23 protein-coding genes are annotated in these 23,507 nt (G+C 59.7%); 17 read left to right on the forward strand and 6 right to left on the reverse strand.

The features are described 5' to 3' along the window. The first annotated feature begins 127 nt into the window (after positions 1-127). From ACXAGD_RS19650 to ACXAGD_RS19670, 5 genes are all read left to right on the forward strand, one after another. Positions 128-2,131, forward strand: a complete 2,004-nt coding sequence (locus ACXAGD_RS19650; RefSeq protein WP_475213142.1) for a family 1 glycosylhydrolase — start codon at positions 128-130, stop codon at positions 2,129-2,131. Between the two features lie 38 nt (positions 2,132-2,169). Further along, entirely contained in the window at positions 2,170-3,096 is a 927-nt protein-coding gene (locus ACXAGD_RS19655; RefSeq protein ID WP_475213144.1) for a carbohydrate kinase family protein, read from the forward strand. Positions 3,097-3,112: 16 nt separating this feature from the next. Then, entirely contained in the window at positions 3,113-3,784 is a 672-nt protein-coding gene (locus ACXAGD_RS19660; RefSeq protein ID WP_475213147.1) for a D-lyxose/D-mannose family sugar isomerase, read from the forward strand. A gap of 114 nt (positions 3,785-3,898) precedes the next feature. Then, positions 3,899-4,156 carry a hypothetical protein gene (locus tag ACXAGD_RS19665; RefSeq protein WP_475213150.1) on the forward strand — a complete coding sequence of 86 codons (258 nt, stop codon included), beginning with the start codon at positions 3,899-3,901 and terminating at the stop codon, positions 4,154-4,156. Between the two features lie 10 nt (positions 4,157-4,166). Beyond that, positions 4,167-4,640, forward strand: coding sequence for a hypothetical protein (locus ACXAGD_RS19670; RefSeq protein ID WP_475213152.1), 474 nt, complete (start codon positions 4,167-4,169; stop codon positions 4,638-4,640). A gap of 6 nt (positions 4,641-4,646) precedes the next feature. Here ACXAGD_RS19670 and ACXAGD_RS19675 read toward each other — a convergent pair whose 3' ends face one another. Genes ACXAGD_RS19675 through fabI form a run of 4 tightly spaced genes read right to left on the reverse strand, consistent with a single transcriptional unit; the run spans position 4,647 to position 10,399 of the window. Beyond that, positions 4,647-5,816 (reverse strand): acetate/propionate family kinase, encoded by a 1,170-nt coding sequence (locus ACXAGD_RS19675; RefSeq protein WP_475213154.1) that lies wholly within the window; start codon positions 5,814-5,816, stop codon positions 4,647-4,649. After that, positions 5,809-7,203 (reverse strand): bifunctional enoyl-CoA hydratase/phosphate acetyltransferase, encoded by a 1,395-nt coding sequence (locus tag ACXAGD_RS19680; RefSeq protein ID WP_475213156.1) that lies wholly within the window; start codon positions 7,201-7,203, stop codon positions 5,809-5,811. The genes ACXAGD_RS19675 and ACXAGD_RS19680 overlap by 8 nt, the downstream gene beginning before the upstream one ends. Next, complete coding sequence (locus ACXAGD_RS19685; protein WP_475213158.1) at positions 7,200-9,623, reverse strand: DUF3141 domain-containing protein; 2,424 nt, start codon at positions 9,621-9,623, stop codon at positions 7,200-7,202. Before ACXAGD_RS19685 ends, ACXAGD_RS19680 begins: the two co-directional genes overlap by 4 nt. Before the next feature lie 11 nt (positions 9,624-9,634). Further along, positions 9,635-10,399, reverse strand: coding sequence for an enoyl-ACP reductase FabI (gene fabI, locus ACXAGD_RS19690; RefSeq protein WP_475213160.1), 765 nt, complete (start codon positions 10,397-10,399; stop codon positions 9,635-9,637). A 129-nt stretch (positions 10,400-10,528) separates the two neighbouring features. Here fabI and ACXAGD_RS19695 point away from each other — a divergent pair, with 129 nt between their 5' ends. The 9 genes from ACXAGD_RS19695 to ACXAGD_RS19735 are packed head-to-tail and all read left to right on the forward strand — an operon-like array spanning position 10,529 to position 17,235. Beyond that, positions 10,529-10,693: a hypothetical protein gene (locus ACXAGD_RS19695; protein WP_475213162.1), complete on the forward strand. Its 165-nt coding sequence runs from the start codon at positions 10,529-10,531 to the stop codon at positions 10,691-10,693. A gap of 36 nt (positions 10,694-10,729) precedes the next feature. Further along, positions 10,730-11,245, forward strand: a complete 516-nt coding sequence (gene napF, locus ACXAGD_RS19700; protein ID WP_475213164.1) for a ferredoxin-type protein NapF — start codon at positions 10,730-10,732, stop codon at positions 11,243-11,245. After that, positions 11,242-11,535, forward strand: a complete 294-nt coding sequence (locus ACXAGD_RS19705; protein ID WP_475213166.1) for a chaperone NapD — start codon at positions 11,242-11,244, stop codon at positions 11,533-11,535. Before napF ends, ACXAGD_RS19705 begins: the two co-directional genes overlap by 4 nt. Continuing rightward, on the forward strand, positions 11,532-14,024 hold the full coding sequence (gene napA / locus ACXAGD_RS19710; protein ID WP_475213168.1) for a nitrate reductase catalytic subunit NapA: 2,493 nt from the start codon (positions 11,532-11,534) through the stop codon (positions 14,022-14,024). Before ACXAGD_RS19705 ends, napA begins: the two co-directional genes overlap by 4 nt. A 27-nt stretch (positions 14,025-14,051) precedes the next feature. Then, positions 14,052-14,870 (forward strand): ferredoxin-type protein NapG, encoded by an 819-nt coding sequence (gene napG / locus ACXAGD_RS19715; protein WP_475213170.1) that lies wholly within the window; start codon positions 14,052-14,054, stop codon positions 14,868-14,870. After that, positions 14,867-15,784 carry a quinol dehydrogenase ferredoxin subunit NapH gene (gene napH / locus ACXAGD_RS19720; RefSeq protein ID WP_475213172.1) on the forward strand — a complete coding sequence of 306 codons (918 nt, stop codon included), beginning with the start codon at positions 14,867-14,869 and terminating at the stop codon, positions 15,782-15,784. The genes napG and napH overlap by 4 nt, the downstream gene beginning before the upstream one ends. Positions 15,785-15,796: 12 nt before the next feature. Continuing rightward, positions 15,797-16,234 (forward strand): nitrate reductase cytochrome c-type subunit, encoded by a 438-nt coding sequence (locus tag ACXAGD_RS19725; protein ID WP_475213174.1) that lies wholly within the window; start codon positions 15,797-15,799, stop codon positions 16,232-16,234. A gap of 29 nt (positions 16,235-16,263) precedes the next feature. Beyond that, a complete protein-coding gene (locus ACXAGD_RS19730; protein WP_475213176.1) occupies positions 16,264-16,965 on the forward strand; it encodes a NapC/NirT family cytochrome c in 702 nt (233 codons plus the stop codon). A 12-nt stretch (positions 16,966-16,977) separates the two neighbouring features. Beyond that, positions 16,978-17,235 (forward strand): hypothetical protein, encoded by a 258-nt coding sequence (locus tag ACXAGD_RS19735; protein ID WP_475213178.1) that lies wholly within the window; start codon positions 16,978-16,980, stop codon positions 17,233-17,235. 66 nt (positions 17,236-17,301) lie between these two features. Here ACXAGD_RS19735 and ACXAGD_RS19740 read toward each other — a convergent pair whose 3' ends face one another. Together ACXAGD_RS19740 and ACXAGD_RS19745 are read right to left on the reverse strand one after the other, a co-directional pair. After that, positions 17,302-18,336: an NADP-dependent oxidoreductase gene (locus ACXAGD_RS19740; protein WP_475213180.1), complete on the reverse strand. Its 1,035-nt coding sequence runs from the start codon at positions 18,334-18,336 to the stop codon at positions 17,302-17,304. 91 nt (positions 18,337-18,427) lie between these two features. After that, on the reverse strand, positions 18,428-19,345 hold the full coding sequence (locus ACXAGD_RS19745) for a GlxA family transcriptional regulator (RefSeq protein WP_475213182.1): 918 nt from the start codon (positions 19,343-19,345) through the stop codon (positions 18,428-18,430). A 99-nt stretch (positions 19,346-19,444) separates the two neighbouring features. Between ACXAGD_RS19745 and ACXAGD_RS19750 the strand changes: the two genes are divergently transcribed. The 3 genes from ACXAGD_RS19750 to ACXAGD_RS19760 all read left to right on the forward strand — a co-directional run bounded on the left by ACXAGD_RS19750 (position 19,445) and on the right by ACXAGD_RS19760 (position 23,505). Further along, the gene (locus ACXAGD_RS19750) at positions 19,445-20,605 is read left to right on the forward strand and encodes an acyl-CoA dehydrogenase family protein (protein ID WP_475213184.1); all 1,161 of its coding nucleotides are present in this window, start codon (positions 19,445-19,447) and stop codon (positions 20,603-20,605) included. A gap of 101 nt (positions 20,606-20,706) precedes the next feature. Then, positions 20,707-22,722, forward strand: a complete 2,016-nt coding sequence (locus tag ACXAGD_RS19755; protein ID WP_475213186.1) for an acetate--CoA ligase family protein — start codon at positions 20,707-20,709, stop codon at positions 22,720-22,722. Between the two features lie 3 nt (positions 22,723-22,725). Further along, entirely contained in the window at positions 22,726-23,505 is a 780-nt protein-coding gene (locus ACXAGD_RS19760) for a carnitinyl-CoA dehydratase (RefSeq protein WP_475213188.1), read from the forward strand. Positions 23,506-23,507 lie beyond the last annotated feature (2 nt).

A 23,507-nucleotide genomic window follows, 5' to 3' on the forward strand; every position in this document is an offset into this window, starting at 1 on the left:
CAGGTATTGTTAGCGCTATCATTTTTTGCTATCGCCAACTGCAACATCAAAAACCGGATGCCGTCTGAACGGGTCGCAACGGTGAATGACCCCAACGAAACTGGAATGCCGGAGACCAAACTGATAGGTGGCACTTTTACCGGTCCCGCCCCAACAGGTACTGATCATGCAATACGCCCGCACTGATTTTCCCAAGGACTTTCTCTTTGGCTTTGCGCCTTTAGGCGGTCAAGACACATCTGCGCCGCAAGACTTTGCTCCCGCGCTCAAGGCCGGGTTTGACTGTTATCGGTTTTCGATCGTTTGGGCGCATGTCCTGCCCGATGGACGGGGAGCAATCAATCAAGCCGGATTGGACGACTACGACCACCTGACGGAAAAACTGCTGGAACAGGGTATTCGCCCCTGCGCAACGCTTTTTGGCAGCGATCTTCCCTTGGCACTGGACGATTTGGGCGGCTGGCGAAACCGCGATATTGCCAACTGGTTTGCCGACTATACCGAAATCATCATGAGCCGCATCGGTGATCGCGTATTCAGTGTCGCCCCAACGGACGCACATGAACTAGGCCACACTGCCACCTCGAATTTTCATAGCACCCGCACCGCCGCGCGTAGGATGCACCACAGACTGCTCGCACACGGCCTATCGATTGACGCGATGCGCGGACTGGGCATGACCAATCTGGGGGTGGAAATTCCTTTGGGGTCGGTTGAAAGCGGTCCTCGAACTAGCGATTTGCTTGGCGCCATATTCAATAAGGCCTACGCGGAGGTCTCGGTTGCAGAAATGGAGGCACTCCTGCCGGAAGGCTGGCAGGACGATTTGGACATCATTGGCACACCTGTCGATTGGTGCGGGATTCACAGCGATGCGCGCAGGGATACTACCGCCTCAGCGCTGGCAAGCATCCAAAAGAGCTATACCAAAGACCTGCCCATTTACCTCATCGAACATCACGACTCTGACCGCCAGAACGAGCCTGCACGACCCGATCAGCCGATGCAAACCGCGCAAGAGGCTATGGAACACGGCGTGCCAGTGAAAGGCCTGTTCGTCCGCGCAGCGGAAGTCGAAGACCTGTCCGTTCTGCAATCCCGGTTGAAGGGAGGCGCGGTGTCGCTGCCCCTGGCTCAACCTCCAGGTGCCATGCATGAACACTGGAATCTGGTCGCTGATATTGGCGGCACCAATACGCGGCTGGGTGTGATCTCAAACGGCAAACTGACCGATCTGCGCAAATACCCGACTGGCACACTGCCCGAATTGCTTGACGCTTTTCACAGCCTGCGGGATGAGATTGGAACCGATCCGCGCGCCGTGGTCGCTGCCGGGGCCGGGCCAGTGAAGGACGGGACGATCCGCCTGACCAACGCAAATCTCGACTTGTCCGAGGGCGATATCGGCAAGGCAACCGGTGCGCAGCATACCTTTGTGATCAACGATTTCACCGCCGCCGCTTGGTCGGTTGCTGAAATCACCGGCGACGATGTCGAGGTTCTGCAAGGGGCCGCAACCCCGCCCATTGGTACACGGCTAGTGGTCGGGCCGGGTACCGGGCTTGGCGTCGGCGCCCTGCTCTATTCCAATGGCCGCTATCACACTGCCTCGGGCGAAGGCGGTCATATCGGTCTGTCGCCCCGTCACGTCGATGAGGTCGAGATTTTCCGCGCCGCCCGTCACATCGCGCCCGATTGCTTTTTTGGCGACACAATGGTGCTCGAGGCTGAAATGTTCCTCAGCGGCACCGGCTTACCGATCCTGTATCAGGCCGCCGGGATGGCCGCTGGACAGACCGATATACCTGTACGCAGTGCCCGGGATATTCTGGAAGACGCCCAGGCCCAAACCGACCCGACCGCCGTGAAAACTGCCGATATGTTTACCGCCCATTTGGGCGCAGTCATGGGTGACCTGGCCGTTGTGCTCATCCCCACTGGTGGCATTTTCCTGGTCGGCGGCGTCGCAGAAAAGAACCGTTGGCTGTTCAAGGACGCCTTCCGCGACGCGTTTAATGCAGGCGGGCGGTTCAGCGAGTTGCGACAGTCCTTCAACCTCTATGTGTCAGAACAGGATGAATTTGGCATTGTTGGCGCTAACAACTTCTGCAAAAGTGCGCTCGCGCGGTAAACTGGCCGCCCGATCCCACGGAACAGAAAGGACTTGGAATGATCCTGTGCTGCGGTGAAGCACTGATTGACATGATCCCCACCCCGACCGTTTCGGGAGACCAGGGGTTTGTGCCCCATTCAGGCGGGGCCATTTTCAACACCGCCATTGCGTTGGGTCGGTTGGGGGCTCCGGCCGGGCTGCTGACGGGCCTGTCATCGGATATGTTCGGAGAACAGTTGGCCGATGCCCTGCAGGCCAGCCATGTGGATAGCAGTCATGTGATCCGCTCGAACCGGCCGACAACACTTGCCTTTGTGCGGTTGAAGGACGGGCACGCGACCTACAGCTTCATTGACGAAAACTCGGCCGGGCGGATGCTGATCCCCGAGGATATGCCCGACCAGTTGCCCGCCGTGTCGGCGCTGTATTTCGGTGGGATCAGCTTGGCCTGTGAACCCTGCGCAGATGCTTATGCCGCGCTGATGGAGCGGCATGGGTCGGACCGGGCTGTGATGATTGACCCTAACATCCGGCCAGATTTTATCAGGGATCAGGCCCGCTATCGCACCCGGCTGAACCGAATGATCGCGCAGGCGGATATTGTGAAAGTCTCGGACGAAGATCTGAACTGGATCGTCCCCGGCCCCGAAAGCGTCGCCGAGAAAGTCCCCCTGTTGCTGCAGGCTGGGCCAGCTGCGGTCATCGTCACCCGGGGAGGCGACGGCGCCTCGGGCTATATGGCGGACGGGTCTGAAACCTCGGTCCCGGTTCCCCCGGTCGACGTGGTCGATACAGTTGGTGCGGGTGACACCTTTAACGCCGGCGTTCTGGCCGAGTTGGAACGTGGCGGTCACCTGAGCAAACCCGCCCTTCGCGCCCTGACCCCTGACCAATTGCGCGCGGCCCTTGCCAAGGGGGCCGATGTCGCCGCAGTCACCGTATCCCGCGCCGGGGCAAACCCGCCCTGGGCGCACGAGCTTTGACCTTTAAGAGACCGACATGAAACGATCCGATATCAACGCCATCAAGACCGAGGCCGAGGCCTTTATCCGCTCTTTCGGCGCGGTGCTGCCGCCCTTTGCCAACTGGTCCCCGGAAAAGATGCGCAGCAACACCGCCGCTGGTATTCGCGAGCGCGGGCTGGGCTGGGACATTACCGATTATGGGCAGGGCCGCTTTGATGAGCTGGGCCTGTTCTTGTTCACCCTGCGCAACGGCGATGTGGGAGATTTGGACAGTGGACGCGGAATGCTCTACGCCGAAAAGCTGCTGGTCTCGCGTGACAAACAGCTGTCGCCGATGCACCGCCACATCATCAAGGCCGAGGATATCATCAACCGCGGCGGCGGTGATCTGGTGATGGAGATTTATGCCTCGGACGCCGAAGGCGGCATCGACCGCGACAACCCCGTTGTTGTGCCCAGCGACGGATGCCCGGTCACGATAAAACCCGGTGAGTTACTGCGTCTGAAACCCGGCGAAAGCGTCACGCTTATGCCCGGCATCTGGCACGCATTCTGGGCGGAAAAGGGTGATTGTTTGATCGGAGAGGTGTCGACCGTCAATGACGACCGCACCGATAACGTGTTCGAAGACCCGATCCCGCGTTTCGCCACCATTGAAGAAGACGTCGCACCCGATTTCCTGCTGGTTGCGGATTACTACGCTTAAAAAAGATAAGTCCCTTTTCTAAAACCGGAAAAGCACATTAAACTGGTCCTCAATACCGGGGGTGAGGTGCAGATCTCACCCATCCGGCGCAACAATCGTAAGAGGACCGGTCCTATGGTCACCAAAGCCGAGCTTGAAGCCCAGGTCGCCGATCTGCGCCGCCAACTGGCCGAGCAAACCGCGGCCAACCAAAAGGCGCCTGAGCCTGATCCACATGATACAGTGGCTGACAGGATTGCTGAGAATTTCGACAACTGGTCCGGTCAGTTGGAAGAAGCACTGACCGAGTTGGAGGACCTGCCGCACAAAAGGCCGATCCTGTTTGCCCTTGGCATCTTCACGATTGGCTATCTGCTAGGCCGGTCCCGGTAGGAGACTGATCATGAGCCGTATTTCCCGCAATATCTCGATCATTCTGCGCGCCGAACGGCTGATCGCCCAACGTCATGTCGCAGTGGCGGCGCGGCGCACCGGATTCTACGCCGCCGCCGGGCTGGCCGTAGGGCTGGCGGTCATCATGCTGAACGTCGCCGGATTCTTCTGGCTGTCCGCAAGCCTGTCAAAACCGCTGGCCGCGCTGATCATGGCCGGGGCCAACCTTCTGCTGGCGCTGATCCTTGCCCTGCTGGCCAACACACAGAACGCGCAGGCCGATACGACGGCGGCGGTTGAGCTGCGAGACATGGCCTTGCAGGACATCGAAACCGAGATCAAAGACACGCTTTCCGACGCGCGCGGCACCGTGGCGGGCCTCAGGCGTGACCCTCTGGGCGCGCTTACGCCCGATGTCATCAGCGCAATTCTCGGAACGTTGGTCAGATACGCCCGGCGGCGGAAAAACAAGCCGGACCAATAGCCGCGTTTACACCATCCGCGCCGCGGCGCGGGCGATCACCATCTCCTCGTTGGTGGGAATCGTCAGAATGCGCACGCGGCTGAAGTCGGTAGACAGAACCGTGCCTCCATCAGCGTTTCTGTTGTGGTCCATGTCAATCCCGATCCAGCGCATCCCATCACAGACCTGCTGACGGATCTGGGCCGAGTTTTCGCCGACCCCTCCGGTAAAGACTAACGCATCGATGCCTTCGAGCGCAGCGGATAGTGCGCCCAGCTCTCGGCGGATGCGGAACACGTAATAATCTATGGCCTTGCGCGCGTCGGGCGTATCGGCGGCCAACAAGGTGCGCATATCCGACGAGATACCCGACAGGCCAAGCAAGCCGGATTTACGATAGAGCATTTCTGCGATTTCGTCCGCGCTCATACCCTCTTGCTGCATCATATACAGCACGACACCGGGATCTAGCTGACCGCTGCGGGTACCCATCGGCAATCCGTCCAGTGCCGAAAAACCCATGGTCGACGCCACGGCACGCCCACCCGAAACCGCACACATCGATGCCCCGTTGCCCAGATGCGCGATGACCACGCGGCCATCGTAAAGACCCGGAGCGATCTCCTTCAGTTTCTGCGATATATAGTCGTAACTTAGACCGTGAAAGCCGTACCGGCGCACACCTTTCTCATAGTACCTCTGCGGCAGGGCGAATGTGTCGTTGACCCAGGGGTGCGTGCGGTGAAACGCGGTATCAAAACAGGCGACCTGAACAGTACCAGGAAAGGCGGCGCTGGCGGCGCGAATACCGGCCAGGCTATAGGGTTGGTGCAGCGGCGCAAAGGGGATGAAACCAGTCAGCGTTTCAATAACGTCGTCGTCAATCAACACAGGCTCGGAATACACTGTCCCGCCATGCACAACCCGGTGGCCTATGGCGCGGATGTTGACGTTCGGCAGATATTCTCGGGCCATGTCCAAAAAGGCTTGGATGGCCTCATCATGGCTCTTGGCATTGATGAGCGGCCGGTCCACCGACCGCCCTCCTGCGGATTGCGCCAACAAACGGGGCGCGTCGCCGAGGCGTTCGATCTGGCCATGCCAGCGCATGCTGGGCCGGTTGCCGTCGGTCAGTTCGTACAGTCCGAATTTCAACGAAGAAGATCCGGCATTCAGTGCCAGAACATAGTCAGCCATGGATTTTACCTTTAGTCGCTTGCGCGTGGAGAGCCGCTACAGCGCAAGAAGCCAACCGAGAAGCATCGTCATCAGACCGCGATGTCAGAATGATCGGCACGGTGGCGCCAACAACGATCCCAGCTGCCTCGGCATGAGAGATAAATGTCAGCTGTTTCGCCACCATATTGCCCGCCTCGATATTCGGCGCCACCAGAATATCCGCCGCCCCGGCAACCTCAGAGGTGATCCCCTTGGTGCGGGCCGCGTTCAGATCGACCGCATTGTCCATCGCAAGGGGACCATCGACTAGGCCACCGGTGATCTGACCCCTCTCTGCCATTTTCGACAGTAGCGCCGCATCAACGGATGAGGGCATATGCGGGTTGATCGTCTCAACCGCCGACAGGACACCAACCTTGGGCGTTTCGATTCCGATGGATTGCGCCAGTTGGATGGCGTTCTGCACAATATCAGCCTTGGTCTCCAGATCGGGCGCGATGTTGACCGCTGCGTCCGTCACCATGATGGGCCGCGACATCCCCGGCACGTCCATTACGAACACATGCGACAGTCGCCGCCCGGTCCGCAGCCCCTTTTCCCGGCGCAAAACCGCATGCAGTAAAACATCGGTATGCAAGTGACCTTTCATCAGGGTCTCTGCCTTGCCTTCGACCACAAGGTCAACCGCACGGTGGGCGGCGATTTCGTGGCTCTTGGCGTCAATAATTTCAATTCCGGACAGGTCGGCACCCAGCTCCGCAGCCGCAGCGGCAATCTTGTCAGGATCGCCCAACAGGATCGGAGTAATGATGCTCTTGGCCATACCCAGTAGTGCACCCCCCAGCGAGTTCGGCTCTTCCGGGGCGACCACGGCAGTCGGCATCGGGTCCATCGGCTCAGCCTTAGCGATCAACGCGTCGAAATGGCGATGGCGCTGGACAATCAAGCCGGGCACCTCGACCGAGTCGAACGCCATGTGCTTGGCCGGCGGCGTAACCTGAACCTCACCGCTGAGAACCAGTGCGTTGTCACCAACACGGCGCACTTCAGCGGCGCACAGCAAGTCACCGTCCTCGCGTTTTTCGATCACCGTAACAAAGGCGGTAACTTCGTCGCCCGCCACCACGGGAAGGTGGAAGGACAGGTTCGCCCAACGGGTTTGTGTGCCGGCGCCGGGCAAGATATTGCCCAGTACCGCCGCGATCAGACCGGCAGGCCAAAGGGCTGGGGCGACCGCCTCGGGGCGGCCGTCGCCATCGCCATCATAGCCCGCTAGGTGCAGCGGGTTGTGATCACCCGAGGCCGAGGCAAAAGCATAAAGATCGTCGATCGTGCATAGGCGTGTCACCTGCGCTTCGTCCCCGACCTCGACCTGCGCGTAAGTGCGGTTTTCTTCTATCTTCATTTTGCCTTGGCCTTGTTTACTGCTGCAGCCTTGCGCGCCCGTGATCTGGGCGCAGGTTTAACCGAGGTATCAGGTTTCTGTTCGATCTCAGCAAGATCGAGCGTCTCGTACAGCGCCTGTGCCATCTCTACAAGCTCGGGCGATGGGTTCGGGATATCGCCCAGAACACGCTTGATCAGATCGACAGCTTGCTTTCTGTCAGCGGCGCGCGGCAGCAGGTCTGGCAACGTATCGATCGCGCCCTGGTCATCAAAAGTTACGATCACGGTCTGTTCTTGCAACATGCGTTGGCGCTGTTCGACCGTTAGATCCTTGAAAGGCGCCTCGTGTCTGAAAACATGCGCCCAGCGATGCAGAATCTCTGCCCTGAAGCTTTGGTTACTGTCGCCCAACAGGATCAACAGACGGACAACCGCCTCGGACAACCCGCCCTGCTTCATATGCGCCAGCGCGGCTTCGACCTGCGGCAAAGAACGGAGGGATTCAGGATCGGGCAAGGTGCGGTGTGCCGCGTATTTCTTGCCGAACCACGCAGCCAGCGGTCCACCCCAGAGCGTAAAGAACGTCGCCTCGTACCACGCATCGCGCAAATCCCGGTTCAGGTCCATGGCCTGCTCGATCCAGTCAGCGGTCAATTTCTCTAGCTCAAGGAAGGGGTTGTCAGGCGCGGCAGGCTCGCGCTGCTCGCGCACGGTGTCGGCCAGATGTTCCACACCTTTCATGATCGGGTTCGCGGATGACATTGCAGCCCGTTGAACGCGCAGCGGGTGCAGGTCGCGCAGCGCCTTCGCCCCCATCGGCGTAGACAGGGACCTTACAAAAGGACGCCCGAAGGTTTCATAAGTATTCGCCTGCACCTCGGACATATGCGCCACGGCGGCAAAGCTGGCTTCGTCTTCCTGCCCATCATCCAGAGCGGCTAAATCTTCCAGAGTCCGGTCATGGAACCGGACTTCGAACCGTTTTTCCTGACCTTCACCTTCGATGTTCTCGATCACCATCTCATAGAGACCTGGCGCCATCGCCTCGACCGTTTCCAGGGTCGAGGCCAGCTCGGTGTGTTCTTTCCGCGCCACTTTGGACGAGACGAAGATGCCCAGATGCCCGACCTCGTCGTGCAGCATGTAGATAATCCGCTGTCCGCGTAGGCGGATTTCCTCTTCGTCCGCATAGGTGGCAGCAATCCAGTTCAGCGCCTGTTGCGGAGGGGTAATATTGTCACCCTGACTGGCGAAGACAAAGATTGGGCCCTTGATGGCTTTGATGTCTATCGGTACGCCGGGCTCAAGCTGCGCGGTGTTCTTGACCAACCGGTTGCCGACAAACAGCTGCTCGACAATCCAGTGGATTTCAGCCTCGTTCAGGATGAAATAGCCGCCCCACCAGCGCTCGAAGTCGATAAAGCGTTTCCAGCCCGCTTCAGGGTTGCGATACAAATCGAAATACTTACCGAAATAGTTCCGACTGGGGTTCAACTGTTCGAAGTTCATCACCAGATTGGCGCCGTCGAACTTGCCTGCGCCCAGATCGGACCAGAGCATCGGTTGCCACGTGCCCCCAAGGACACCTGCGTTGTAGCGCATCGGGTTCTCACCCACCTCACCCGACCACGGCGCAACCGGCGCGCCGTTCAGGATCAGCGGTCCGGTCAGGTCCGGGTTGCAGGCGGCCATCAGCAAGGTCGCCCACCCGCCCTGACAATTCCCGGTCACCACCGGCTGAGGACTGTCGGGATGGCGCGCCCGTACGGTGCGGACGAACCCAGCCTCGGCGTGCATGACATCGGCAAGGGTCTGGCCGGGCATTGGGTCTCGACCGAAACTGACAAAATACACCGGATGGCCTTTGGACAGGGCAACCCCTACCTGACTGTCCGGTTTGAAACCCCCGATGCCGCCTCCGTGACCCGCGCGCGGATCAATGATGATGTAAGGGCGTTTCGTATCCTCAACCGCAACGCCCTCGGGCGGCAGGATGCGCAACAGCTGATAGTTACAGGGACGTTTCAGGGTCTTTCCGTCGACGATGATCTCGTAGTCATAGACCAGCACCGGCGGGCAGCCCGCCGCCTCATGTTCCAGAAACACGTCCCCACGTTCGCGCAGTGCGTCCATTGTCAGCACAACCCGCTGCGAGGCGTCTTTCAGGTAGCCCGTCCAGTCCTGAGTCACGGATTGTGACCCCACAAGGCGCTGAGACACATCCGCAAACCTCTGCATCAGGTCACGGGTCCGTTCCGAGTGAGTCTCGGCAATCTTAGTCGACTGCAACCGGGCGGATTGCGCCAGCAGGTGCCATTGAACGCCCGACTGGTCCAGCGCGCGGGTCACAATATCAAAGGTCCGGTCCTGAACCGAGGCCGCGTCCTGCGCCATTTCGGATCCGATTTTCAGCGACGTCTTCTGCATACTTGGAAACATGAGCCTGTCCTTTACCCGACGATGTTATAGCCGCCGTCAATAAGGTGAATGCCGCCGGTGACGTTGAACGCCTCACGGCTGGCCAGAAATGCAGCATAGGCACCGACATCCTCTATCGTAGCCAGATGATGGGTTGGTGCCCGCGCTGCGGCGTCTTCGAGCAATGCGTCAAAATCGGGCAGCCCCGACGCCGCCCGCGTCTGCATCGGGCCCGGCGACAGCGCATGAACAGAGATACCCTGCGACCCCAGTTCAGCGGCCGCGGACCGCACAGAAGCCTCAAGCGCGGCTTTTACGGGGCCCATAACGTTGTAATGTTCGATGACCCGGGTCGAGCCCAGAAAGGACACCGTCATGCATGTGCCGCCCTGCGTCATCAGCGGTTCGGCCAGTCGGATCATCCGCAGGAAGGAATGAACCGAGATATCCATGGCCAGCCCGAACCCTTCGGCCGAGCTGTCAACAACGCGCCCATGCAGATCATCATGGGGCGCAAAAGCGATGGAATGCACAAGGGTATCCAACCTACCCCACTGACCGGTGATCTCATCGAATAATGCCCTAGACTGATCCGGATCACGCACATCCAGCGGCATAACGATCGGCGCGTTGATCTGTTCGGCCAGCGCCCGAACATTCGGCTCAGCCTTCTCGTTCAGATAGGTCAGCGCCACCTCTGCACCCTGCGCATGAAGAGCACGAGCGATACCCCAGGCGATCGACTGGTGATTGGCCACGCCCAAGACAACCGCATTGGTTCCGTCCAGTCTGAACATTCAGCCAATCCTTTCGCCCATTCTGCAGTGCAGCATATCAAGTTTCGATATGGGACTCAATTTCAACGCTGCAACGCCGCATGGCAGAAAAATGTAACACCCGCACTTTGACCAGCGACACCTAGCATTGTGACCAACCTGCGCCCGAAAACCCCACAAAACCGTTGCTCCGTTGCTTTCCACAGCCAAGTTGGCAGCTTTGGTCGCCCGGAGCTTCAAAAAGCGATGAAAAATAAAGCTCTCGTTTATGATCTGGATCAAAATTCATCACATTCAAAATCGGTATTGGAGTAACCTAGAAGAAGAATCAAACGCGAACAGTCCAGCCATATGAGCCAGATGACGAGCCGCCGAGCGTTTCTAAGCGCCAGCATGTTCCGGGAGGATAGCGATACAGTCCGTCCTCCGGGTTCGATTGCGCGAGGCTTTGTGGATCAGTGTTCCAAATGCGGTGACTGTGCCGAGGCCTGCCCAGAAAACGTGATAAACATTGGCCAGGATGGTTTCCCGGTGTTTCAACCCGGCGACGACCCCTGCACGTTTTGTGGCGACTGCGCCAATGCCTGCCCGACGGACGCCCTTCAAATCGAACGTCTGGCCGACTGGCCGTGGCGCGCAGCCATCCAGGACGCCTCATGCCTGTCTATAAATGGTGTCAGCTGCCGCGTCTGTCAGGATAATTGTGAGCAGAACGCAATCCGGTTCAGCTTGCAACTGGGTGGGCGTGCTGAACCGTCGTTGGATACCGATACCTGCACCGGTTGCGGCGCCTGCGTGGCGCTGTGCCCTGTCGATGCTGTCGCACTTGAACGCCAACCCCTAGCCAAAACGGAAACGGTTCAATGAATATCTGCGGTTGCCTTGCTCATGTCGTACCGGATCAAGCCGACACCGCGGCGCAAACGATGCGGGACACGCCGGGCGTCGAGGTCCATGCCCAATCCGACGATGGCCGTTTCGTTGTCGTTGTCGAAGACACACCCGACCGCCTTGCGTCCGAAATCATCATGGATCTGCATCAGATCCCCGGGGTGATTTCTCTGACGCTGACTTATCACCATTTCGAGGATCTCGCGGAAAGCGCTCCGCATCCCGAGGCCCCAAGCCAAACCACCAGCCGGAGGCTCACGCTATGACTACATCAGAATCTCGCCGGACTTTTCTCAAGGCCTCAGCGGCCGCTGCCACTGCGTCCGCCGCAGGCATCCCTCTGGCCACAGGTCAGGCCAATGCGCAAGCCGGTGCCCCCGATATCCGTTGGGACAAGGCCGCTTGCCGGTTCTGCGGCACCGGTTGTTCAGTTCTAGTCGGCACCAAGGACGGCCGCGTTGTTGCCACTCAAGGCGACCCGGATGCGCCGGTCAACCGCGGCCTGAACTGCATCAAGGGTTATTTCCTGTCTAAGATCATGTACGGCAAGGACCGCCTGACCACTCCCCTGCTGCGCAAATCGAACGGTGTCTACGACAAGAACGGCGAATTCGAGCCGGTCAGCTGGGACGAAGCCTTCGACGTCATGGCCGAGAAATGGAAAGAGTCGCTGGCCAAAAAAGGCCCGAGCAGCGTTGGCATGTTCGGCTCGGGGCAGTGGACTGTCTGGGAAGGCTATGCCGCTGCCAAGTTGATGAAAGCCGGGTTCCGGTCCAACAACATCGACCCCAACGCACGCCATTGCATGGCGTCGGCCGTGGTGGGCTTTATCCGCACCTTCGGCATTGACGAGCCGATGGGCTGCTATGATGACCTCGAGCACGCGGACACCTTCGTGCTGTGGGGTTCGAACATGGCCGAGATGCACCCGATCCTGTGGTCTCGCCTGACCGACACCCGCCTGACCAAGCCGGGCTGTGAGGTGCACGTGCTGTCCACCTTCGAACACCGCTCGTTCGAGCTGGCCGACAACGGTATGGTGTTCGCGCCACAGACCGATTTGGCAATCCTGAACTATATCGCCAACTACATCATCCAGAACGGCGCGGTGAACGAAGAGTTCGTCAAGAACCACGTCAACATCACCAAGACTGCTACCGATATCGGCTATGGCCTGCGCGACAGTCACCCGCTGCAGCAAGAGGCCGCAAACCCCAATGCCGGCAAGATGGAACCAATCAGCTTTGAAGAATACGCCAAAGCGGTCGAGCCCTACACGCTGGAATACACTGCTGAACTGTCGGGCGTGCCCGCCGACAAGCTGGAAAAACTGGCCAAGCAATACGCCGACCCGAACCGCAAGGTCATGAGCCTGTGGACCATGGGCTTCAACCAGCACACCCGCGGGTCGTGGGTGAACTCGCTGATGTATAACGTGCATCTGCTGGTCGGTAAGATTTCGGAACCCGGGAACTCGCCCTTCTCACTGACCGGTCAGCCTTCGGCCTGCGGTACCGCGCGTGAGGTTGGCACTTTTGCCCACCGTCTGCCTGCCGACATGGTGGTGATGAACGACAAGCACCGTGAGATTTGCGAGACCGCCTGGAACGTGCCTGCTGGCACCATCCCGGCCAAGCCCGGCTTCCACGCCGTGCTGCAGCACCGCAAGCTGAAAGACGGCGATCTGAACGCCTATTGGGTGCAGTGCAACAACAACATGCAGGCCGCGCCCAATATCAACGAAGAAGGCTATCCCGGGTACCGCAACCCGGAAAACTTCATCACCGTGTCGGACCCCTATCCGACGGTTACGGCGGTGTCGGCCGACCTGATCCTGCCCACCGCCATGTGGGTCGAAAAAGAAGGCGCCTATGGCAACGCCGAACGCCGCACTCAGTTCTGGCGGCAACAGGTGCAAGCGCCGGGCGAGGCAAAGTCCGACCTGTGGCAGCTAATGGAATTCTCTAAGCGCTTCACCGTCGAAGAGGTTTGGGGCGAAGAGCTGCTGGCCACCATGCCGGAACATCGCGGCAAGACCATGTATGACGTGCTCTATGCCAACGGCAAGATCGACAAGTTCCCGCTGTCAGAAACGGCCGAAGGCTTTGACAACGACGATGCCGAGCACTTCGGCTACTATGTCCAGAAAGGTCTTTTCGAGGAATATGCCGACTTCGGTCGCGGTCACGCGCACGATCTGGCACCGTTCGAGATGTACCACGAGGCGCGCGGCATGCGTTGGCCGGTCGTGGACGGCAAGGAAACGCTCTACCGCTTCCGCGAAGGCTATGACCCCTATGTACCCGAAGGCGCAGGCGTGAAGTTCTATGGCAAACCCGACGGCAAAGCGAGCATCATCTTTGCACCTTACGAACCCGCCGCCGAAGAGCCGGATGAAGAATATGATCTGTGGCTGTCCACCGGCCGCGTGCTGGAGCACTGGCATTCGGGTTCGATGACACGCCGCGTGCCGGAGCTGCACCGCGCCTATCCGAATGCGGTTGTCTACATGCACCCGCAGGACGCCAAGGATCGGGGTTTGCGCCGTGGACAAGAGATCGTGCTGTCCACCCGTCGCGGCGAGGTCACCAGCCGGGTCGAGACCCGCGGACGCAACAAAGTGCCGCGCGGTCTGGTCTTCATGCCCTGGTTTGACGAGCACCAACTGACCAACAAGCTGACGCTGGACGCAACCTGCCCGCTGTCGAAAGAGACCGACTTCAAGAAATGCGCGTGTAAGGTCGAACGCGCGTAACCGGGAAGGATCGCAAAGGTAGTCCCCATGTCCCTGACCGGTACTCCTCTCTCGCCGCAACGGCGTCGCTTCCTGCAGGATTCGGCGCGCGCGGCAGGCGGCTGCGTGGTCGCTGGTTCATTGCTGGCCTGGTTGGCTCGCGATGCCCGCGCGCTGCCGGCCGAGGCATTGCGTCCGCCGGGCGCTTTGCCCGAGAAAGAGTTCCTGTCGGCCTGCATCCGCTGTGGCCTCTGCGTGCGGGACTGCCCTTACGACACCTTGAAACTGGCTGAACTAGGGGTCGACGCTGTTGCGACCGGCACGCCCTATTTCACGGCGCGCGATGTGCCATGTGAAATGTGCGACGACATTCCTTGCGTCGCCGCCTGTCCCACCGGTGCGCTGGATCCGGGGCTGGACGATATCGACAAAGCCAAGATGGGCGTTGCCGTTCTGGTCGATCAGGAAAACTGCCTGAACTTCCTCGGCCTGCGGTGTGATGTCTGCTACCGTGTTTGCCCCGTCATTGATGAGGCGATCACGCTGGAGACCGCGCACAATGACCGCTCTGGCCACCATGCGATGTTCATTCCCACCGTCCATGCGGACCACTGCACCGGCTGCGGCATGTGTGAGAAAAGCTGTGTTCTACCAGAAGCAGCGATCAAAGTACTGCCCGCCCGACTGGCACGCGGCAGCAGCGCAGATCACTACCGTAAAGGCTGGGAAGAAAAAGAGAGCCATGGCGGTCCGCTTGTGGACGGCCTGATCGACCTGCCCGACCGCTTGCCGGGGCCGGGTACGGATAATCTGGCCACACCAGGGGGCTTCGCGCCGTCTTATAATCTTCCGGGGACAGGACAATGAGCGCCCGCACCCATCTGCCGGTCGGACAAGAGGCCGTTGCTACCAAAGGCTGGATCGGCGCGCACCGCTTCCTGCTGCTGCGCCGCACAAGCCAACTGTTCTTTCTGGTCCTGTTCCTGCTGGGCCCCTGGTTCGGCATCTGGATCGTGCAGGGCACGCTGGCGGGGTCGCTGACTCTGGGTGTGCTGCCCCTGACCGATCCTCTGGTGCTGTTGCAAAGCCTCGTGGCCGGGCATTGGCCCGAACTGACCGCACTGATTGGTGGTGTGATCGTTCTGGTCGCCTATGCGCTGATCGGCGGCCGCGTTTATTGTTCCTGGGTCTGTCCGATCAACCCAGTCACTGACGCCGCAAACTGGCTGCACCGCAAGCTGGACCTGCCAAAAGGCTGGCAACCAAAGCGAAACACCCGCCTCTGGGTGCTGGCGACGGTGCTGATCGTCTCAGGCCTGACCGGCGTAATTGCGTGGGAGATGGTCAACCCGATCACCATGCTGCACCGCGAGTTGATCTTTGGCGCCGGTTTCGTCTGGGCGCTGATCGCTGCGATCTTCATCTTTGATCTGGTTGTCGCCCGCCACGGCTGGTGCGGCCATATCTGCCCGGTCGGCGCATTCTATGGCCTGATCGGCAACAAAAGCCTGCTGCGTGTCAGCGCCGCCAACCGGACGGCCTGTGATGACTGCATGGATTGCTACGCCGTCTGCCCTGAAAACCAGGTCATTTCACCCGCTTTGAAGGGCAAGCCCGGCACGACACCGCTGATTCTGTCGCCGGATTGCACCAATTGCGGTCGCTGTATCGATGTCTGTGCCGTCGATGTTTTCAAATTTACTCACCGGTTCGACGACCAGGTCGCCGCACCATCCGATCCAGTTCCCGCGCCCGAGCCGCGCGAAGCCAGACCTATCTAAGGGAGTGCCAAGATGAAAAAATCAATCGTGACAGGCGGAATTGCCCTGATCCCCGTTTTGCTCCTGAGCGGGTTCGCCCTTGCCCAGTCAGCCCAGGTGGAAACCCTGCGCGGAGCAAATGTAGATGAGCCCATCCCCCTACATCAAATCCACAAGGATGTCGAAGGGCGCATGCAGCGCAACTATCGCCAGCAACCACCGCTGATCCCGCATTCAATCGAGCAATATCAGATTGATGTGCGCACCAATCAGTGCCTGTCCTGCCATGACTGGACCAAGGCCGGTGACCGCAACGCACCGACCCTGTCGATGACTCACTACCTGGATCGCGACGGCAACGAGTTGGACCACATCGCAGGCACCCGGTACTTCTGCAATCAGTGTCACGTGCCTCAGGCGGATGCTCCGGCGTTGGTCGACAACGTGTTTGAACCCTCGCACAACAACTGATCCAACGCTTGACTGAAAGGAGCACTGACATGGCAGACTCCCCCGAAAAACGCGGTTGGATTGGCCGCATTTGGAACTGGATTTGGACACCCGCAGTGGCGTTCAGCTCCGGCTTTCTGATCCTGGCGGGTTTTCTGGCCGGTATCCTGTTCTGGGGTGGGTTCCACTGGACACTGGAACTGACCAATACCGAGGAATTCTGTACCTCGTGCCACACGATGGAAACCAACCTCGGCGAATACCGCGAGACGATCCACTACAACAACCACTCGGGCGTGCGCGCGATCTGTTCCGACTGCCATGTGCCGCATGAGTGGAACCACAAGATCAAGGCCAAGATCATGGCCGTCAAGGACGTCTATCATGAACTGGCCGGTACCATCAGTACACCCGAAAAATACGAAGATCACAGGCTGGCCATGGCCTCGGCCGTCTGGAAGAAGATGAAGGCGTCGGACAGCCGTGAATGCCGCAACTGCCACAACTTTGACTATATGGACTTTACCATCCAGGAGACCCGAGCCGCGTCTGAACATCAGCGTGCTATCGACAACAAGATGACCTGCATTGACTGCCACCAAGGCATCGCGCACAGCCTGCCGCCAAACTACCTTGAGACCTATCAAGAAGTTACCGAAGAACTGGCTGACGCACCCTCGGGCAAGCTTCAGCATCAGGTGGCGGATGGCAGCGCAGAAATCCGGTCATTCCTGACCAATAAGGCGGAATAAGAGGGGCAAGATATGCTGGAACTTCTGGGAACAATCGGGGCCAACATCATCAGCCTGCCGGGTATTCTGGGTCTCGCGCTGGGGATGATGACACGGCGTGTGTGGCTCGGCGGATTGATGGGTGGTGCGGTTGGCGTGCTGGAAACGCTGATCTTCGCCCACTGGAACTTCGCCAATGTCGAGACGATCGAACTTTTGATTGCGGTGGTCGTTGGCCTTTGCGCGGGTTCGTTGGGTTCAGCCATCCGTATCAAGGGTACGACCGCTTAAACACCACGATCTAATCAGTGTTCACCCGGCATCAAACGCCGGGTGAACGTTGTTCTGGAGTGGGGGTCACGCCCCTACATTAACCACCATTTTCCCGAAATTACCGCCACTCAGCAGTTGGTTCAACGCATCCGGCGCGTTCTCCAATCCATCGACCATGTGCTCCTTGTACTGGATCGATCCATCTGCGATCCAACTTGTCATATCCCGGCGAAATTCCTCGTAAACCTCACGTGTGAAGCTGTCGAAAATGATGAAACCCTGCATTTTCACCTTCATGCGCAGCAGCGTGCCCATAATAACGGGCCCCATGTCCGGACCTTCGGGCAGCCCCGGCAGGTTGTACCAAGCTACAACACCGCAAACAGGCATCCGCGCAAAGGGGTTCAGCAGCGGCAGTACCGCGTACAAAACCTTTCCGCCAACGTTTTCGAAGTAAACGTCGATTCCGTCCGGGCAGGCCAGTTTCAATTGCTCGGCAAAATCCGGCGCCTTGTGATCGATACAAGCATCAAACCCCAGATTATCGACGATATGCGCACATTTATCTGCGCCACCGGCAACGCCCACAACCCGGCATCCTTTGAGCTTTGCAATCTGACCAACGGTTGCGCCAACCGGCCCCGCCGCAGCCGCGACAACGACAGTTTCACCTGGCTTCGGTTCGCCGATTTTCAGCAGACCAGCATAAGCGGTGTAGCCGGGCATCCCAAGGATACCCAAGGCCCATGACGGGTTTTGCGGGGACTTGCCGAGGTTCATGACCTCAGTTCCGTCTGAAATCGCATAGTCCTGCCAACCGCTGCCGGACAGGACATAATCGCCGGCCTCAAAACCTTCGAGATTCGAAGTCACAACCTGCCCAACGACCTGAGCGGTCATGACGCCGCCGATGGCCACTGGTTCGGCATAGGACTTCGCATCGTTCATACGCCCGCGCATATAAGGGTCCAAAGACAGGTAAACCGTACGAACCAGCATCTCATTCGGGCCGGGGGTCGGAACCTCGGTCGTTTTCATGCGAAGCGTGTTTTCGTCCGGCTGGCCGCTGGGGCGTTCATTCAAAACGATCTGCCGGTTAAGGTCTTTGGATTGGGTCATGTTCAGACTCCTGTGTTTTGGGTCTCGTCCTGCGACTTGGGTTTGCTTTGCTACTGTGCAGAAAGCGGAAAGGTCCGCAACGTCATATCCCTCAACTGCCGCTGCGGAACGCGGTCGGCGTCTGCCCGAACTCGGCCTTAAACGCTCGGGTCATGGCGCTGGCATTTTCATAACCGCAGCGCCCCGCGATTTCGGCGATGGACTGTTCCGTCTCTTCCGCCAGCTTGCGTGCAAGATTCAGACGCAGACGCCGGTACAACGCCTGCGGTGTGGTTTTCAACTCGGCCTGAATTCGCCCTTCAATCCTCTTTTGCGAACAGCCGATCTTACGGGCAACCTCTTTGATCGACAGCGGCGTTTCCAAGTTGGATTGCATTACAGCAAGCGCACGATTGACCAGAGTGTCCTCGGATTTCAGCGGCAGCGCATAGTGATCCACTCCCCCCCGGCTCATCAGCAAATGCGCCACCTCCATCGACAAAAGTGGCCCGTGGTCGCGGCGAATAAGGGCAGAAGCCAGATCAAACGCAGCCATTGCCCCGGAACAAGTCAGCCGGTTGCCGTCGATGACATACCGCTCTTGAACCACGTTGACCGAAGGAAAGGCCTCTTCGAACCGAGCCAGTTCATCCCAGTGAATCGTCGCCCTGTGATCGTTCAGCAACCCAGCTCGCGCCAACAGCCAGCTGCCGGTATCCAGACCCGCCAACTGTAAGTGCTTTCCCGCAGCCGCCAGGATTGAGCGCGTTGTTTCCCGCGTGTCCAGCTTGAGATAACCATAGGAGGGCATCACCGCCAGAACGTCTCCGCGCTGACCACTCAGGGCACCGTTCGGCGTGACGGCAAGGCCACTGGAGCTTTCAACCACCCTCCCGTCGACCGAGCAGAATCGCCACGCATACAGTCTCTGCCGTGCCAAAGTGTTCGCGGCACGCAACGGCTCGACCATGTTGGCCAAGCAGTGGTTCGAGAATCCGTCGAAAATCAAAATGTTATATTGGCGGGTCAAATTTTTTCCAACTCTGCACGATTCTATGCCAATTCTGCATGCCGCGAAAATGCGCAATGCCGTTTCTTGCGTCAATCACCTATCTTAAGGATACGCGCCATGCAGTTTGGTCTGTCAGAAGAACAGGAAATGATCGTTTCGACTGTTCGCAGCTTCGTCGAAAACGAAATCTACCCGCACGAGGCCGAGGTCGAACGCACCGGTCAGGTCCCGCATGAACTGGGCGAGCAGATCAAGCAGAAGTGCATCGATCTGGGTTTTTACGCCTGTAACTTCCCCGAAGAGGTTGGGGGCGCTGGCCTGTCCCATTTCGACTTCACTCTGGTCGAGCGTGAGCTGGGCCGAGGTTCGATGGCGCTGACCCACTTCTTTGGCCGTCCGCAGAATATCCTGATGGCCTGTAACGACGAACAGCGCGAACGTTACCTGCTGCCCGCCGTGCGAGGTGAGAAAATGGACGCACTGGCCATGACCGAGCCAGACGCAGGGTCCGATGTGCGTGGCATGAAGTGTCAGGCCGTGCGTGATGGCGGTGACTGGGTTGTCAACGGCTCCAAGCACTTCATCTCGGGCGCAGAGCACGCCGATTTCTTCATCGTCTTCATCGCCACCGGTGTGGATGAGACCCCGAAAGGCCCCAAAAAGCGCATCACCACCTTCCTAGTGGATCGCGGCACGCCCGGTTTTGAGGTGCGCGAGGGCTACAACTCGGTCAGCCACAAGGGCTACAAAAACTACATCCTGTATTTCGACAACTGCCGCCTGCCGGACGTGCAGGTTCTGGGCGAGGTCGATGGCGGCTTTGCGGTGATGAACGAATGGCTCTACGCCACGCGTTTGACGGTAGCGGCCTTCTCGGTCGGTCGTGCGCGCCGTTGCTTTGACTACGCTCTGAACTACGCCGCCGAGCGTAAACAGTTCGGTCAGCCCATCGGCAAATTCCAGGGTATCGGTTTCCAAATTGCCGATATGATCACCGAGATCGACGCCGCCGACTGGCTGACCCTGTCCGCCGCATGGCGTCTGGACGAGAACTTGCCGTCAAACCGCGAGATCGCCTCGGCCAAGCTGTATGCCTCGGAAATGCTGGCGCGGGTCACAGACGCCACACTTCAGATCTATGGCGGCATGGGCCTGATGGATGACTTCCCGATTGAGCGTTTCTGGCGCGATGCCCGCGTTGAGCGCATTTGGGACGGCACTAGCGAGATTCAACGTCATATCATCAGCCGCGATCTTCTGCGTCCCCTCGGCGCATAGGACCACGCTACCGCGGTGAGCGGGCTCTGGCATCAAATGCTCTCACCCTGCCAGGGTCCGCTCTCCGTCGTTTACTTGCAACGATACGATCAGGATCGTCGATGAACAAAGATCTTACCCGGCTGCTGCGCCCGAAATCTATTGCCGTCATTGGGGGCGGCGCCTGGTGCCAACAGGTTATTTTGCAATCGGAACGCATGGGCTATGCGGGTCAAATCTGGCCAGTGCATCCAAAGGCAACGGAAATCGCGGGCCACAAGGTCTATGGTCACCTCGAAGACCTGCCCGAAGCGCCCGACGCAGTATTCATCGGCATCAACCGCCACGCTACGATCGAGGCGGTTCATATCCTTTCCAGCATGGGTGCCGGTGGCGCGGTGTGTTTTGCCTCGGGCTTTTCCGAGGCTGCGGCCGAGGATGATACGGGCGGAGATCTGCAGGACCAGTTGATCGCTGCCGCCGGCGACATGCCTATTCTGGGGCCGAACTGCTATGGTTTCATCAACGCACTGGACGGCGCGCTGCTGTGGCCAGACCAGCACGGGGCGACTCCAGTGGACAAGGGCGTTGCGATCCTGACGCAAAGCTCGAACATCTCGATCAACCTGACCATGCAGCAACGCGGCCTGCCGATTGCCTACATGGTGACCTGCGGGAACATGGCGCAGACCAGCCAGGCCGAGATCGCCTCGGCCCTGATCGATGACCCGCGTGTGACTGCCGTGGGCCTGCATATCGAAGGCTTCAAGGACATCCGCGAGTGGGAAGCGCTGGCCGCCAAGGCGCACAGCAAAGGTATCCCGCTGGTTGCGCTTAAAGTTGGCGCATCTGAACAGGCGCAAGCGGCAACCGTGTCGCACACCGCGTCTTTGGCCGGCAGTGATGCCGGGGCGCAGGCCTTGTTGGAGCGTCTGGGCATCCCGCGCCTGTCCGCCCTGCCCGATTTCCTTGAAACGCTGAAACTGCTGCACTGCTATGGTCCGCTGCCGGGCGGCAACATCACCTCGATCAGCTGTTCGGGGGGTGAGGCCAGCCTGATCGCGGATATGTCAGTGGGCACCGGTCTGACTTTCCCGCGCCTGACCGACGACAAGAAAGCCCACCTGCGCGATGCGCTCGGGCCCATGGTCGCGTTGAATAACCCGCTGGATTATCACACCTATATCTGGCGTGACGAAGAGGCGATGGCCAAAGCGTGGTCCGGCATGACCGGCGACGACATTGACCTGACCTTCTCGATCGTCGACTACCCAACCACTGATGCGACCGACTGGACCTGCGCCTCGCGCGCGGCGATGAAAGTCCGCGCTGAAACCGGCGCGCGGTTTGCCATTGCCGCGACCTTACCGGAGCTACTGCCCGAAGACGTTGCGCAAGAACTGATGGCCGGCGGCGTTGTGCCCTTCATGGGTCTGCGTGAAGCACTGGCCGCCACCCGCGCGGCGGCTCAGGTCACGGCACCGTCCACGCATCCGGTCTGGCTGCCGGGCACCGCCGAGGCCAACCGGACCCTAACCGAGGGCGAATCCAAACAGGCGCTGGCCGATTGCGGTCTGCGCATCCCGCAGAACCGTACGGTGCGCGGCCCAGAGGAAGCCCAAGCCGCAGCACAGGAAATGGACGCGCCCTTCGCCGTCAAAGGCGTTGGTCTTGCGCATAAATCCGAGCATTCCGCCGTTCGACTGGGCGTTCAGGCCGAAGACGTGGCAGATGTCGCCGCCGATATCGGCACCAACGAGATTCTGATCGAAGAGATGATCACCGGAACCGTTGCCGAATTGCTGGTCGGTGTGGTCCGCGATCCGGCACACGGTTTCGTGCTGACCCTGGGCGCAGGCGGTGTGCTGACCGAGGTTCTGCGCGATACAGCATCCTTGCTGGTGCCCAGCACGCCCGACGATATCCGCGCCGCCCTGGGCAAGCTGAAGATTGCGCCGCTGCTGGCAGGCTATCGTGGCCAACCGGCGACTGATATGGATGCGATCATCACCGCGATTGAGGCCGTTCAGGCCTATGTCATGCAAAATGCCGACACGCTTGGCGAGGTCGAGATTAACCCGCTCCTCTGCACGCCCGACAAGGCCGTTGCCGTGGATGCCCTCATCAGAAAGGCCTGAGATATGGACCCGATCAAAACCCGCCGCGAAGGGGCGATCCTTGAGGTGACGCTGGACCGGCCCAAGGCCAATGCCATCGACCTGGCTACCAGCCGCAGAATGGGCGAAGTCTTTGCCGAATTCCGCGATGACCCGGAGCTGCGCGTGGCCATCCTGACCGGCGCGGGCGAGAAATTCTTCTGCCCCGGCTGGGATCTGAAAGCCGCCGCAGATGGCGACGCGGTCGATGGCGATTACGGCGTCGGCGGTTTCGGCGGCCTGCAGGAACTGAGCGATCTGAACAAGCCGGTCATCGCCGCGGTGAACGGGATCGCCTGCGGTGGCGGGCTGGAACTGGCGATCTCGGCGGACATGATCCTGGCTGCTGAGCACGCCACCTTCGCCCTGCCGGAAATCCGCTCGGGCACCGTGGCCGACGCGGCCAGCGTCAAGCTGCCAAAACGCATCCCCTATCACATCGCCATGGAGCTGCTGCTGACCGGCCGCTGGTTTGATGCCGAAGAGGCCAACCGCTGGGGTCTGGTGAACGAAATCGTCGCCGCCGATCAGCTGATGGACCGCGCATGGGAGCTGGCCCGCCTGCTGGCCTCGGGTCCCCCTCTGGTCTACGCCGCGATCAAAGAGGTCGTGCGCGACGCCGAAGACAGCAAGTTCCAGGACGCGATGAACCGCATTACCAAGCGCCAGTTGCGCACCGTTGACGTGCTTTACGCCAGCGACGACCAGCTGGAAGGCGCGCGCGCCTTTGCGGAAAAACGCGACCCGGTCTGGAAGGGCAAGTAAGA

Source organism: Ruegeria sp. ABF4_144, assembly GCF_056160045.1.

Coding starts and splice junctions, on each gene's coding strand:
- ACXAGD_RS19730 (WP_475213176.1), top strand. CDS start 16,264: ATGGCAGACTCCCCCGAAAAACGCGGTTGGATTGGCCGCATTTGGAAC.
- ACXAGD_RS19685 (WP_475213158.1), bottom strand. CDS start 9,623: ATGTTTCCAAGTATGCAGAAGACGTCGCTGAAAATCGGATCCGAAATG.
- ACXAGD_RS19735 (WP_475213178.1), top strand. CDS start 16,978: ATGCTGGAACTTCTGGGAACAATCGGGGCCAACATCATCAGCCTGCCG.
- ACXAGD_RS19750 (WP_475213184.1), top strand. CDS start 19,445: ATGCAGTTTGGTCTGTCAGAAGAACAGGAAATGATCGTTTCGACTGTT.
- napH (WP_475213172.1), top strand. CDS start 14,867: ATGAGCGCCCGCACCCATCTGCCGGTCGGACAAGAGGCCGTTGCTACC.
- ACXAGD_RS19705 (WP_475213166.1), top strand. CDS start 11,242: ATGAATATCTGCGGTTGCCTTGCTCATGTCGTACCGGATCAAGCCGAC.
- ACXAGD_RS19740 (WP_475213180.1), bottom strand. CDS start 18,336: ATGACCCAATCCAAAGACCTTAACCGGCAGATCGTTTTGAATGAACGC.
- napF (WP_475213164.1), top strand. CDS start 10,730: ATGAGCCAGATGACGAGCCGCCGAGCGTTTCTAAGCGCCAGCATGTTC.
- ACXAGD_RS19760 (WP_475213188.1), top strand. CDS start 22,726: ATGGACCCGATCAAAACCCGCCGCGAAGGGGCGATCCTTGAGGTGACG.
- ACXAGD_RS19675 (WP_475213154.1), bottom strand. CDS start 5,816: ATGGCTGACTATGTTCTGGCACTGAATGCCGGATCTTCTTCGTTGAAA.
- fabI (WP_475213160.1), bottom strand. CDS start 10,399: ATGTTCAGACTGGACGGAACCAATGCGGTTGTCTTGGGCGTGGCCAAT.
- ACXAGD_RS19660 (WP_475213147.1), top strand. CDS start 3,113: ATGAAACGATCCGATATCAACGCCATCAAGACCGAGGCCGAGGCCTTT.
- ACXAGD_RS19755 (WP_475213186.1), top strand. CDS start 20,707: ATGAACAAAGATCTTACCCGGCTGCTGCGCCCGAAATCTATTGCCGTC.
- ACXAGD_RS19670 (WP_475213152.1), top strand. CDS start 4,167: ATGAGCCGTATTTCCCGCAATATCTCGATCATTCTGCGCGCCGAACGG.
- napG (WP_475213170.1), top strand. CDS start 14,052: ATGTCCCTGACCGGTACTCCTCTCTCGCCGCAACGGCGTCGCTTCCTG.
- ACXAGD_RS19655 (WP_475213144.1), top strand. CDS start 2,170: ATGATCCTGTGCTGCGGTGAAGCACTGATTGACATGATCCCCACCCCG.
- ACXAGD_RS19680 (WP_475213156.1), bottom strand. CDS start 7,203: ATGAAGATAGAAGAAAACCGCACTTACGCGCAGGTCGAGGTCGGGGAC.
- napA (WP_475213168.1), top strand. CDS start 11,532: ATGACTACATCAGAATCTCGCCGGACTTTTCTCAAGGCCTCAGCGGCC.
- ACXAGD_RS19665 (WP_475213150.1), top strand. CDS start 3,899: ATGGTCACCAAAGCCGAGCTTGAAGCCCAGGTCGCCGATCTGCGCCGC.
- ACXAGD_RS19725 (WP_475213174.1), top strand. CDS start 15,797: ATGAAAAAATCAATCGTGACAGGCGGAATTGCCCTGATCCCCGTTTTG.